Origin of the sequence: Caballeronia sp. INML1 (assembly GCF_023631085.1) — a bacterium.
Classification (GTDB): domain Bacteria; phylum Pseudomonadota; class Gammaproteobacteria; order Burkholderiales; family Burkholderiaceae; genus Caballeronia; species Caballeronia turbans.
In genome coordinates this window covers 14,530-27,413 of the sequence record NZ_JALQDT010000066.1, presented here as the reverse complement: position 1 = coordinate 27,413, position 12,884 = coordinate 14,530, and the positions used below count along the sequence as shown (strand labels likewise).

The following is a 12,884-nucleotide window of genomic DNA, read 5'->3' as shown; positions in this document are numbered from 1 at the left end:
CCAACCTGATCGAACCGCGAGCGCGCATCGTCGCGCGCTTGCGGTGTTCACCGACATCACCGGACGCTTCGACATGAATCATCCTCTCCACTCCATACGCGCAGCGGGCATGCTCGCCGCATGCATCGCGCTCGCGCCATCGCCCTCCGATGCAGCAGTGAAGATCTGCACGTTCCCCGGCAGCCCGTCGGCGTCGCTGGATCGCAGCGTCGCGCAGGCAGTCTTCGCGCGCGCCCATATCGCGGCATCGATCGTTTCGCACGGCATCGGTGAAGGCGACGACGACGGCGTGTCGCTTAGCGAACTCGACAAGACACTCGCGCGCGATTGCGATGTGATCGCGGGCTTTCCGCGTTCGACAGTCGCCGACGCATCCGGCGGCAAGATGCAATTCTCGCGCGGCTATCTGCGCGCGGGTTATGTCAGCATCGAAGCGCCCGGTGCGAAACTCGGGGACGCCGCAAAGCACACGGTCGCCGCGACCTATGCGAGCCCCGCACAATTGATCGCCGTGCAACAGCACGACGTGACGTTCGATCTGGAGAACACATCGGCGTCGACGGTCGAAGCGGTGGCGAAGGGACGCGCGCAACGTGCGATCGTGTGGTATCCCGCCGTCGTCGCTTATCGCATGGCGCATCCGGAGCGCAGCTTCACGGTCACGACCGCCGATTCGCCCTATGCGGACTGGCATCTTGCCTTCGCGTTCGGCGACAGGGCCGCGGCCTTGCGCACACGTATCGACGACGCGCTCACGTCGATGACCAACGATGGCAGCTTGCAAGCATTGACGATGCAATGGTCCATGTCTGCGCAAACCGCCTCCGCAACACGCTATCTCGACACGCCGTCGACCGCATCGTCCGCGCACGCGGGCATCATGCTCGCGGATACGAACCCAGCGCGCGCAGGCCGCTTCATCAAGGTCGCAAATGAGGGCGGCGCCGAGCCGCCATCGTTCGAACAGGCGCAAACCACGCACGGCAAGACACTGTATTCGAGTTCGTGCGCGAAGTGCCACGGTGCGCAGCTTCAGGGCGTGACCGCGCCCGCGTTGCAAGGTCCTTCGTTCGCGCCGCCATCGAATTCGCATCTCACCGTCGGCGGCATTTTCACTTACATGGCGACCAACATGCCCGCGGATCGTCCCGGCAAGATGAAGGATCAGGACTACGCCGACATCATGGCCTTCCTTTTGATGTCGAACGGCTACAAGCCAGGCGGAGCGAAGATGACGGCGGACAGCGCGCGCGCGTCGAAATTGCCGCTCAACGCGGGGCCCGCCCGCTAACTTCGAGCTCCGCACTTCGGCCGCGCGACTTTTAATACATCACACCGTGACATATAATGGAACTGTCGCGCGGGCGGATCGACATGGGCCGCAACGCGGCGCAATGTGCAAGTCAGCCGGTTCCAACCGGCGGGAGGCCAGCGTCGTGCTTATCAATAACGAGTTTGAAATCGGCTACCTTGTCGTCGTTTTCGCTTTGCTCGGCGTTATCCTGATCGGCGCGCTGCTCACGGCGCTGCATCTGGATCGCTGGCATCCGAAGCTCATCAGCGCAGCCATCGGGGCGTTACTCGGGCTTGCACTGATCGAAGCGGTGCCGATGCTCACCTGACGACACACCCTGACGCTTCGTCGAGACTTCGGTTCGTCGCGGCACAAGGGCGGCAGCATGCTCGGCAACACAGAGCATGCGTGCCGCCCTGTTTCTCCTCGTCCCTGACATCCTCTTTCATTTCGCGCCCTGCGCATTGGCATAATGCAGCAGCGGGCGCGCGTGTGCGTCGCGTCTTCGCCAACCATTCCGCTTCATCACCGATAGAGACCGCATGATCGCGATCACCCGCACCCGACGCCGCGTGCGCGCCTTCTTCGGCGCACCGGAAGCGAGGCGCCTCCTTCGTACGCTGATGAGTTGCGCGATCAGCTACGCCGCCGCGCGGCTCGCGGCGCTGCCAGAAGGTTATTGGGCGCTCATCACGACCCTCGTTATCGTGACGCAACCGAGCCTCACGCAAGCCGTCGATATCGCCCGCGATCAGATCATCGGCGCATTCATCGGTGCGGTGACGGGCGTGCTCGGTATCGTCGCAATGGAACGCGGCGCGCCGCCGCTCGCCGTCTTCTCCGTCGCGCTCGTGCCGCTTGCAGCGTTGAGCGCCAAACGTCCCGCGTTCAGGCTTGCGTGCGTGACGCTCGTGATCGTCGTACTGATTCCGGGAGGACCGGGCTCGCCTTTCGAACGGCCCATGCATCGCGTGCTGGAGATTCTGATCGGCGCGGCATCGTCGTTCGTCGTCTCGGCGGTCTGGCCGAATCGTGCGCTCGCGGCCGCACATGCCAGCGTCGCCGATACTTTGAAGAGCCTCGGTCGGTTGATCGGGCTGTATCTGTCGGGCGAACGGGACGACGCGCGTGCGAGGCGCCTCGAAACGCAAAGCACCGACGCGCAAAAAGCGTTCGACGATGCGCTGAAGGAAGCGGAGCGCGAGCACATCATCGTGCTCGTGCAGAATCGCCGCGCGGATGCAATCGACAAGGCCGCGCCTTTTTTGCGGCGTCTGCATAGCGATGCGCTCTTTCTTGCGAAAGCGGTATCGCGCCTCGATCGCGATACCTGCGCGGCACGGTTCGGCACCACGGGCCGCGAAGTGCAGTCATTGTTCGAGACGCTCGCAAGCGTGCTTGCATCGAATCGTCAGGACGATGCAGGGCTCGCGCGCGCGCGCTTTGCCGTGAATGAACTCAAGAACATACTTGCGAAGCAGGAGGCAACGCACGGCGCGCAGGAAGTGGCGCAGTTCGTCGTCGGCCTGATCGTCGCGGATCTGGATGCGCTGACTACTACGATCTATCCGCCCAAGGAGCCATCGGCCTAGCGTGAAAGACCGCGCGCATCGATCGGCCATAGGTCCGTCACTCGGCCGTTTCGATGGCACACGTATTCGTCGTAGAGATTCACGGTCGGATCGCAATGCCCGGGAGGCAACAGAAGTCGCTTGCCGACGAGTCGCGCGAAGTCGCCTTCAGATTCGTGCTGCGCCTGCAACATGCCGTGTTCGTCGTTCGCAGAAATATAGGTCAGCGCTGGCTCGTCGATCGCATCGAGCCACTGCACGCTGCGCGGCAAGCCTGAATCCACTGCGAGCCCTTTCAGGCCGACATCGCACACGGCCATGCCGGGCCGCGTCGCGCTCATGACCGTCGACAGCACGAAAAGGCTGTGACGCCAGTGCAATTCGCCGCCCCAGCCGATGCCGCCGTAATCGCCGTCCATGAAGAGATACGAGCCGGGTTGCAGCTCCGTGAAGACGCCGCTCGCGGCATCGAACTCGACCGTGCCGGTACCGCCGCCCGTCACGATGCCGCAACGCACGCCGCGTACATCGAGCGCGCGCACGTAGCGTGCGGCAGCGTCGGCGGCACGGCTTGCTTCGTCCTTGCGCGCCGCCCAGTCGGCGACGTGCTGTATGCCGCCGTGATACGCCTGAATGCCCGCAAAGCGCAACGCGCCCTGCGATGCGATCCCATCGACGAGTGCGAGCAGCGCATCCTCGCTCGTCACGCCGCAGCGATGTTGCCCGGCATCGATTTCAGGCAGCACGTCTATCGTCACACCTGCACGCGCCGCCGCGTCGCCGAGCGCATGCACTTGCGGCAACGCATCCACGCAAACCGAAAGGCGCACGTGCGATGCCAGCTCGACGGCCATGGCCAGCTTGTCCATGCCGACGAACTCGTTGCTCACATGAATGCTCGCGATGCCCGCCGCCGCGAACGGATAGGCCTCCGACAGCTTCTGGCAGCACACGCCGACCGCGCCCGCTTCGATCTGACGCCTCGCGATCTCGCTGGACTTGTGCGCCTTCGCATGCGGACGCAACGCGACGCCGTGCCGCGCCACGAACGCCGACATTGCCGCGAGATTGGCGTCGAAGGCATCGAGGTCGATCGTCAGCGAAGGCGTGGCAACGGATACGAGCGGGTCGCCCACGCGGGCGGCGGGCGGCGGTAGGAGCGTCATGGCGGGTCGTGTCGATGAAGCGGGATCAGGCATCGATCATAGCGCCGAATTTTGCATGTCGAATGCAAAAAACCGGCACGATTGATATCGAGATCATGCCGGAACTTCCGTTTCCAGGATCGCGCCTTCATCCTTGAGCGCCTGAATGCGTGCATCGTCGAAACCGTATTCGTTGAGCACCTCGGTGGTGTGCTGCCCGAGAAGCGGCGCGGGACGGGAAGCCTTCGTCGACCCTTCGGAGAAGTGAATCGGCAAACCGATGCCCCGCATCGGCCCCGCGAGCGGATGCTCCGTCTCGACGATCATCCCGCGCGCGATTGCCTGCTCGTGCGACGACGCCTCCGGTACGCCCAGCACCGCGCCGCTCGGCAAGCCGATTTCGTCGAAAGTGACGAGCCATTCGTCAGTGGTCCGCTCGGCGAGGCGCGTGCTCAGGATCTCGACGAGCAACTCGCGATGCCTCAGGCGGCCCGCATTGGTCTGGAAACGCTCGTCCTCGGCGAGACCGGGAATGTTCAACACGCCGACCAGCCGCTCGTAGTTCCTCTGATTGGCCGCGCCGATGTTGATCCAGCCGTCGCGCGTGCGAAACGCCTGATACGGCGCGCTCGTCGGATTGGCGGAGCCCGCCTTCGGCAGTACCGTGCCGTCCGCGAAATAGTTGGCGAAGGCCCAGTACATCTGTTGCAGGCCGGCTTCGAAGAGCGACGTATCGACCATCTGGCCAAGGCCCGTCGTCTGCTTTCTCGCATAGGCCGCGCTGATGCCGAGCGCCGCCAGAATGCCCGCGTTGATATCGGTGACGGGCGAGCCCGCCTTGATCGGCGCCTGTCCCGGCTCGCCGGTCATGCTCATCAGGCCGCTCATGCCCTGCGCTATGAGATCGAAGCCGCCTTTATCGGCCATCGGTCCGCTGCGGCCGTAACCGGAAATCGCGCAATAGATGAGGCCCGGATTCATCGCCCTGAGCGTTTCGTAACCCATGCCCAGTTTTTCCATCGTGCCGCGCCGGTAGTTCTCCGTCACGACATCCGCGCTCGCGAGCATTTTCCTGAGCACGTCCTTGCCGCCGTCCGTCTTCAGATTAAGGGCGACGCCGCGCTTGTTGCGGTTCACGATCAGGAACGACGCGGATTCGCCGCTCGGGAGCATCGGCGCGAAACGCCGGCAATCATCGCCGTTTGGAATTTTTTCGACCTTGATGACATCGGCACCCATGTCCGCGAGCATCATCCCGCAGATCGGCCCCGACATGATGTGTGCGAGCTCGATCACGCGCAAGCCCGCAAGCGGCCCCTCGCCGGGCGCGGCTGCCGGTTTCGTGTCTGTCATGTCAACGTCCCTTGAATTGCGGTTTGATCTTGTCGAGGAAGGCCTGATAGCCGGTGCGGAAATCTTCCGTGCCGAAGCACGCGAAGCCTTCGTCGCGCTCTTCACCGGTGAGCGGCGCGGGGTCCATCACGCGGCGCACGAACTGCTTGTGCCAGCGCGCGACGAGCGGCGCGCCGTCCGCGATGCGTCGCGCGGTTTCATATGCGTGCGCGGTGACGTCGCCATCCGCGACGACGCGCGTGACGAGCCCCTTCGCAAGCGCTTCCCTCGCATCGAAAATGCGTCCTTCGAGCAGCATCTCGAGCGCAATGGCCGGCCCCGCCAGACGTACGAGCCCTTCCATCTCCGCATGCGCCATCACGAGGCCTAGATTCTTGATCGGCACCCCGAAGCGGCTCGACTCGCCGCAAATGCGCAGATCGCACATCGCCGCGATTTCGAGGCCGCCGCCGACACAGATGCCATGAATCATCGCGACGATCGGATGCCGGCACTGGCGCAATGCATTCAAAGTGCGATGCATGATGGCGCCGTACTCGCGCGCCTGCTCGACATTCGAGCGATCCGTGCGGAACTCGCCAATGTCGTTCCCCGGCGAAAACGCCTTTTCGCCGGCGCCGCGCAGCACGATGCAGCGCAACGTGTCATCGCCTGAAAGCGTTTCGATGGTCTCACCGAGCGCGTGCCACAACGGCTTCGTCATCGCGTTGAGCTTCTCGGGCCGATCGATCACGACCGTCGAGATGTCGCCTTCGCGCTCGACCAGGATGGATGGTTCCGCCACATCGCCTCCTTGAATTGAATGCTGCATGCTGAATGCGTTATCCGATGCGGTTCAATGCATGCAAAATGCATTGAACCGCCGCGCCCGTCGATTAGACGAACTTGCGCGCGTCTGCCGCGTCTTTCGTTTCCTCGACTTCGAGCGCGCGGTCCGGGCGCATCATGAACGAGAGGATGATGCCGGCGGCCATCAGGATCATCGACACCGTGAACGGAAGGTTCCAGTTGCCCGTGCGGTCGATCAGCCAGCCGCCCACGACCGGGCTGATGATGGCCGCCAGCGCCGAGCCGGAATTCATGATGCCGGACGCGGTACCCGAGTGCTTGGGCGCGATGTCCATCGGCACGGACCACATCGGACCGATCGTCATTTCGTTGAAGAAGAAGCCGGCCGAGAGACACACCGCCGCGAGCGTGATCGAAATGTCGGAGATCAGCATGATCGGCGCGAGCGACAGTAGCGTCAGCAGCATGCACACGCCCACCATCACGTTGCGCGCGAGCCGCACGTTGCCGCTCTTTCTCAGGATGCGGTCGGTGAGGGAACCGCCGAGCCAGTCGCCGAGCACGCCTGCGAAGAACACCCCCGACGCGAACAGCGCCGACTTGCCGAGCTGCATGTGGTAGCTATGCAGGAAGTACTGCGGAATCCAGCCAAGAAACAGCCACAGCACCCATCCATAGCAGAAATACACCGCCGTGACGGGAGCCATGCGGCCGAGCAGCGTGCGCCACGGAACCGGCACGCGTTGCTTCACGCCAGAGTAGCTCGCGAGCGTCGCGCATTCGGAATCCGTGATGCGCGGATGATCGCGCGGATTGTCGCGAAAGTAGAAGACCCACGCCAGCGCCCACAGGAAACTGATGATCCCGGTGATGATGAACGCGCCGCGCCAGCTCGTCGCGACCATCAGCCAGACGATGAGCGGCGGCGCCACCGCATTGCCGATGCGTGATGCTGCATGCGTAATACCTTGTGCAAAACCGCGCTGATCGGCGGGCATCCAGTTCGACATCGCGCGCGTCGCAGTCGGAAAGGTCGCACCTTCGCCGAGGCCGAGCAGCACGCGCGCCACGACCAGCGAGACGAAGCCGCCGGACAGACCGGTGAGCACCGTGGCGCCTGCCCAGATGATGGCGCATAGCGTGAGCGTGCGGCGCGGCCCAAAGCGGTCGCCCACCCATCCGCCGATGATCTGGAACACGAGATACGGATACGCGAAGGCGGAAAACACGAAGCCGACTTGCGTGTGCGACAGGCCAAGCTCGGCGCCGAACTGGGCCGCCGCGGTACTGACATTGACCCGGTCGATATAGGTGATGAAATACATCGCGCATAGCAGCAGCAGAACGCGTGTCGTGGCTCGACGGAACATCATCGTCTCCTTGTTGGCCGCGTGCGTGCGCGCGACGCCTTCGGTTCTCGAGAGGCGCCCTGCACTGCATGCGGAACTTCGCGTGGGTACGTCGGATGAGGACTGCGGGCTCGGTATGAGCCTGCTTATAGCGTTCTTCTGCGCAGCTTGCGTATGCGTGGTTTGCGCGGTGATGTCATTGCTCGTCTCCTGGTCGCGGCTCGTTCGTGTCCGCTGTTTTGCTTCGGTGAATGAAACTCTCGTCTAGCTGTCTTCAATCCTTTGCATCGAGCGCCATCGCGAGCACGCGCGCAACATGCAGCGCCTCTCTTTGCGCGCCATCCGCGATCTGATGACGGCAACTCGTGCCGTCCGCGACGATGAGCGCATCGCGGGCCGCACGCACGGCCGGCAGCAGCGACAGCTCCGCCATCGCTTGGGAGGCGGCGTAATGTTCCGCCTCATAACCGAAGCTGCCCGCCATGCCGCAGCATGACGATTCGATCGTCTTCACATCGAGCCCTGGAATCCAGCCGAGAACTTTCTCGATGGGACGCACCGCATCGAATGCCTTTTGATGGCAATGTCCATGCAGCAAGGCGCTTGATCGATCCAGCGCCTTCAGCTTCAGTCGCAAGCGCCCTGCCGCCTCTTCACGCACGAGAAACTCCTCGAACAGGAACGACGCTTGTGCGAGCTTGCGAGCTGCATCGCCATAGCCGTACCCGAGAAATTCGTCGCGCAACGAGAGCAGGCACGACGGCTCCAGGCCGACGATCGCCACACCGCGCTCGACATAAGGCATGAGCGCATCGAGCGCGCGGCGCGCTTCGGCCTTCGCTTCATCGACGAGACCGGACGAGAGGAACGTGCGCCCGCAACACAGCGGCCGCTCGCCCGTCTTGACGTTCAGATGAACCGTGTATCCCGCCGCTTCGAGCACACGCTTCGCGGCACGCGCGTTGTCGGGCTCCATGAAGTTGTTGAACGTATCGACGAAGAGCAGAACTTCATTAGTTGCAGATGCAACTGGCTTGCCGGCCGCATCGGCGAGATAGGGTTTCGCGAAACGGGGGAACGCTCGCTGCGGCGCGAGGCCGAGCTTCGACTTGAGCCAGCGTGCAACACCGGGCATATTCGCTTCGAATGCGTTCGACAGCGCCGGCATGCGGCTCGCATAGGGCGCGTAGCGCGGCAGGAATGCGATCAGCCGCTCGCGCAGGCGCACGCCATGACGCTGCGTCCATGCGGCGCGCGCCTCGATCTTGATGCGCGCCATGTCGACACCTGTCGGGCAATCGCGCTTGCACCCCTTGCATGACACGCACAGGTCCAGCACGTCCTTCACATCCTGACTCGCGAGGCCGTCATCGCCCAGCTGTCCCGACAACGCGAGCCGCAAGGTGTTCGCACGGCCGCGCGTGACATGCTGCTCGTCCTTCGTGATGCGATAGCTCGGGCACATCGTGCCTGCATCGAACTTGCGGCAATGGCCGTTGTTGTTGCACATCTCGACCGCTTTCGCGAGTCCGCCCGACAGGTCGCCGCCCGATCCCGGCACGCCTTCGTCGCCCGTCGACGGATCGCGCGTCACATTCCACGCCGACCAGTCGAGCTGCGGCGTCAACGCGCGCTCGGCATAGGAAGGCGGAAAGCGGAAGTTGCGCGCATCGTCCATCTTCGGCGGAGCGACGATACGATCCGGGCTCAGCCGGTTCTCCGGATCGAAGAGCTGCTTGATGTCGCGAAAAGCCTCGTTGATACGCGGGCCATATTGCCATGCGACCCATTCGCCGCGGCACAAACCGTCGCCGTGCTCGCCAGAGAATGCGCCCTTGTATTCGCGCACCATCGCCGCGGCTTCTTGCGCGATTGCGCGCATCTTGATGGCTCCGTCCCGACGCATATCGAGAATCGGCCGCACATGCAACGTGCCGACACTCGCATGCGCGTACCACGTCCCTTCGGTTCCGTGCTGCCTGAAGACTTCGGTCAACCGACTCGTGTACTCGGCCAGATGCTCGAGCGGCACTGCGCAATCCTCGATGAAGGACACCGGCTTGCCGTCGCCCTTCATGCTCATCATGATGTTGAGGCCCGCCTTGCGCACTTCCCATAGCGCCTTTTGCGGACCGGCGTCGGGCATCTGCACGACCGAGCCGGGCAAGCCGAGATCGCTCATCAACTCGACGAGCTGCGCGAGCTGCGCGACTTGTTCATCGCGATCCGCGCCCGCGAATTCGACGAGCAGGACAGCCTTCGGCTGGCCGACCAACGCCTTTTCGATCACGGGGCGGAACGCGGGATTCGACATCGCGAGATTGATCATCGTGCGATCGACGAGTTCCACCGCCACCGGTCCGAGCTTGACGATGTGCTGCGTCATGTCCATCGCATCGTAGAAGCTCGGGAAGTTCACCACGCCGAGCGTCTTGTGCGCGGGCAACGGCGCGAGCTTCAACGTCAGCTGACGGCTGAACGCAAGCGTGCCTTCCGAGCCGACGAGCAGGTTCGCAAGATTCGGCTCCCCGTCGTCGCTGAAAGCGAGCGGGCTCTGACAATCGAAGAGATCGAGGTTGTAGCCTCCCACGCGCCGCAGCACCTTTGGAATGTGCTCGCGCATTTCCTGCTGCTCGCGCATCGCGATGCCACGCACGCTATCGATGAGATCGCGCGTGCGTGCATCGTTCATCATGGTCGAGACCTTGCCGAAACGCGCTTCGTGGCCATCGGCGAGGATCGCGTCGATCGCCTCGACGTTATGAACCATGATTCCGTATTCCATCGAGCGCGAGCCGCACGAGTTGTTGCCCGCCATGCCGCCGATCGTGCATTGCGCGCTCGTCGACACATCCACCGGAAACCACAGGCCATGCGGCTTGAGCCACGCGTTCAGATGATCGAGCACGACGCCCGGTTCGACCGTGACGGTGCGCGCGTCCTTGTCGAAGTGGATGATGTTGTTCAGCCACTTCGTCGTGTCGATGACGAGCGCCTCGCCGATCGTCTGCCCGCATTGACTCGTGCCCGCGCCGCGCGCAAGCACGCTCGCGTGGCTGTCGCGCGCGATCTGCAAAGCGAGGCGCAGATCGTGCTGATCCTTCGGCACGACGACACCGAGCGGCATGATCTGATAGATCGACGCATCGGTGGCGTAGCGCCCGCGCGATGCGTGATCGAACAGCACATCGCCTTTCAGTTCGCGTTGCAGTCGCGCCTGCAATGGCGTCGGCGTCGATGCGAGCCGCGCGCGCGCGGAAGCGGGCATCAGATGGATCGGCTTGACGAGCCGGTCTGTGGGGGAATTGAGCATCGTCGCTGTCGGTGAGTGCCAGAGCGCTGTGCGGTTCCTGGCCTTATGAATGCGTTATGCGAAATGCAATTCGACGGCAGGCAAGCCCTCGATGCGGCCCACGGCCGTGCCTGGCGCATCGGGAAAAGCCATGCCGGTGTACGAACCCGCCGTGAGCACGGTCCCGCGCTCGACGGCAAGCCCGCGCGAGACACTGTGGTTCACCGTCCATGCGAGCAGGCGACGCGGGTCGCCCGCGGGGTTCGCCGGAGCGCCGTGGAAGAGCGGCGCGCCCTCGAACGTGAAGGTCATCGCGGGCGATACGAAGGGAAACGCCGCGTCGTATGGCACGGCATCCCCCACGATCAACGCGCCATGATTCTGCAAGTCGGCGAGTTGCCAGGGCTTCTCCACATCGGGCCATGCGGCGAAACGGCTCGCCACCACTTCAATTGCCGCATGCACGGATTCGATGGCGGCGATCACGTCGTCATCGCTATAGGGACCGCTGCCCGGTTCGAACCGCCGGCCAAGCTTGAAAGCGACTTCGAGTTCGAGTCCGGCCTTGCCGAACGCGTGCATCGACAGCCGCGCGCCGGAATAATGAATGCCATCGGCGGGAAGCGGCGCGCCCTGTATCGGGCCATCGTGCGATTTCGCGCCGACCTTCCATCCGCCGATCTCCGCGCCCAGCGCGCGCAGCGTCGCTTCCTGCGCGGCGTACGCTTCTTCGGCGGCGTGCGGACGTGCGCCTTCCGGCAATACGTCGAGCTTCGCGCGGTGCGCGCGGGCCTCGACGAAGAGCCTTGCGAGCGCGTTGGCGTCAAACGCGGCGCTCATGCGGCCGCCTTCAATGCGGGCTTCGCGACGTGGCTCGTCAGATAGTCCATCGCCGCCGTGACACCGCTGCCCTTCAATTCGATGCCCGCGAGCCTCAAGCCCATTTCGCAGCCGGAGAGCGCGGCCATCAGCGTGAGATCGTTGCAATCGCCGAGATGCCCGATGCGGAACATGCGGCCCTTCACCTTGCCGAGCCCCGTGCCAAGCGACATGTCGAAATGTTCGTAGATGAGCTTGCGCACTGCATCGGCATCGACGCCTTCGGGCGTCATCACGCCTGTGAGCACCGGCGAATACACGGCGGTATCGGCGCACTGAATCTCGAGGCCCCATGCGGTGACCGCCGCGCGGCACGCCGCCGCGAGCCGTTGATGACGAGCGAACACGTTCTCGAGCCCTTCACCGAGGATCATGTCGAGCGCTTCCGAGAGCCCATAGAGGAGGTTCGTGTTCGGCGTGTAAGGCCAGTACCCCTGCTTGTTCATCTCGATGATCTCGGTCCAGTCCCAGAACGCGCGCGGCAGCGTGGCGCGTTTCGACGCCTCACGCGCCTTCTCCGATACCGCGTTGAAGCTGATGCCCGGCGGCAGCATCAAACCCTTCTGCGAGCCGGAGACCGTCACGTCTACGCCCCATTCGTCGTGGCGATACTCCGCCGATGCAAGGCCCGAAATCGTGTCCACCATCAGCAGCGCGGGATGCTTTGCGGCGTCGATGGCGCGCCGCACGGCGGCGATATCGGACGTCACGCCCGTCGACGTTTCGTTATGCACGACGCACACGGCCTTGATCACGCATTGCGTGTCTTCGCGCAAGCGCTTTTCGATCATGTCGGCCTGCACGCCGCGACGCCAGCCTTCGATGCCGGGCAAGCCCAGAAACTCAGGCTTGAGCCCGAGGTTCTCGGCCATCTTCTTCCACAGCGTCGCGAAGTGGCCCGTCTCGTACATCAACACCGTATCGCCGGAACTCAACGTGTTGCATAAGGCGGCCTCCCATGCGCCCGTCCCCGATGCCGGATAGATGACCACCGGTTGACTCGTCTTGAAGATCTTCCTGATGCCTTCGAGCACCTTGAGCCCCAGCGCGCCGAACTCCGGGCCGCGATGATCGATCGTCGGATAGCTCATCGCCCGCAGGATGCGATCGGGTACGGGGCTCGGCCCCGGAATCTGCAGGAAGTGACGGCCAGCAGGATGGAAATCGAGCTTCAACATGGGTCCGAGTCCTCTTGGATGTAATTTTGCATGC

10 protein-coding genes are annotated in these 12,884 nt (G+C 63.8%); 3 read left to right on the top strand and 7 right to left on the bottom strand.

Annotated elements, in window-relative coordinates:
- Window positions 1–73: 73 nt before the first annotated feature.
- From NCR38_RS26845 to NCR38_RS26835, 3 genes are all read left to right on the top strand, one after another.
- Complete coding sequence (locus NCR38_RS26845) at window positions 74–1,291, top strand: c-type cytochrome (protein WP_250477835.1); 1,218 nt, start codon at window positions 74–76, stop codon at window positions 1,289–1,291.
- Between the two features lie 145 nt (window positions 1,292–1,436).
- Entirely contained in the window at window positions 1,437–1,622 is a 186-nt protein-coding gene (locus NCR38_RS26840; RefSeq protein WP_035505719.1) for a hypothetical protein, read from the top strand.
- Window positions 1,623–1,836: 214 nt separating this feature from the next.
- On the top strand, window positions 1,837–2,886 hold the full coding sequence (locus tag NCR38_RS26835) for an aromatic acid exporter family protein (RefSeq protein WP_061116401.1): 1,050 nt from the start codon (window positions 1,837–1,839) through the stop codon (window positions 2,884–2,886).
- Here the strand turns inward: NCR38_RS26835 and NCR38_RS26830 are convergent.
- The 7 genes from NCR38_RS26830 to NCR38_RS26800 all read right to left on the bottom strand — a co-directional run bounded on the left by NCR38_RS26830 (window position 2,883) and on the right by NCR38_RS26800 (window position 12,850).
- Window positions 2,883–4,031: a DSD1 family PLP-dependent enzyme gene (locus NCR38_RS26830; RefSeq protein WP_061116400.1), complete on the bottom strand. Its 1,149-nt coding sequence runs from the start codon at window positions 4,029–4,031 to the stop codon at window positions 2,883–2,885. The genes NCR38_RS26835 and NCR38_RS26830 overlap by 4 nt on opposite strands.
- Window positions 4,032–4,124: 93 nt before the next feature.
- Window positions 4,125–5,363 carry a CaiB/BaiF CoA-transferase family protein gene (locus NCR38_RS26825; protein WP_061116399.1) on the bottom strand — a complete coding sequence of 413 codons (1,239 nt, stop codon included), beginning with the start codon at window positions 5,361–5,363 and terminating at the stop codon, window positions 4,125–4,127.
- 1 nt (window position 5,364) lies between these two features.
- Window positions 5,365–6,174 (bottom strand): enoyl-CoA hydratase-related protein, encoded by an 810-nt coding sequence (locus NCR38_RS26820; RefSeq protein ID WP_086960719.1) that lies wholly within the window; start codon window positions 6,172–6,174, stop codon window positions 5,365–5,367.
- 64 nt (window positions 6,175–6,238) lie between these two features.
- Complete coding sequence (locus tag NCR38_RS26815) at window positions 6,239–7,525, bottom strand: MFS transporter (RefSeq protein WP_250477834.1); 1,287 nt, start codon at window positions 7,523–7,525, stop codon at window positions 6,239–6,241.
- 250 nt (window positions 7,526–7,775) lie between these two features.
- On the bottom strand, window positions 7,776–10,814 hold the full coding sequence (locus NCR38_RS26810) for an FAD-binding and (Fe-S)-binding domain-containing protein (protein WP_250477833.1): 3,039 nt from the start codon (window positions 10,812–10,814) through the stop codon (window positions 7,776–7,778).
- Window positions 10,815–10,868: 54 nt separating this feature from the next.
- Window positions 10,869–11,633, bottom strand: a complete 765-nt coding sequence (locus NCR38_RS26805; protein WP_250477832.1) for a 2-keto-4-pentenoate hydratase — start codon at window positions 11,631–11,633, stop codon at window positions 10,869–10,871.
- Complete coding sequence (locus NCR38_RS26800) at window positions 11,630–12,850, bottom strand: alanine--glyoxylate aminotransferase family protein (protein ID WP_061116395.1); 1,221 nt, start codon at window positions 12,848–12,850, stop codon at window positions 11,630–11,632. Before NCR38_RS26800 ends, NCR38_RS26805 begins: the two co-directional genes overlap by 4 nt.
- Between the last annotated feature and the right edge of the window lie 34 nt (window positions 12,851–12,884).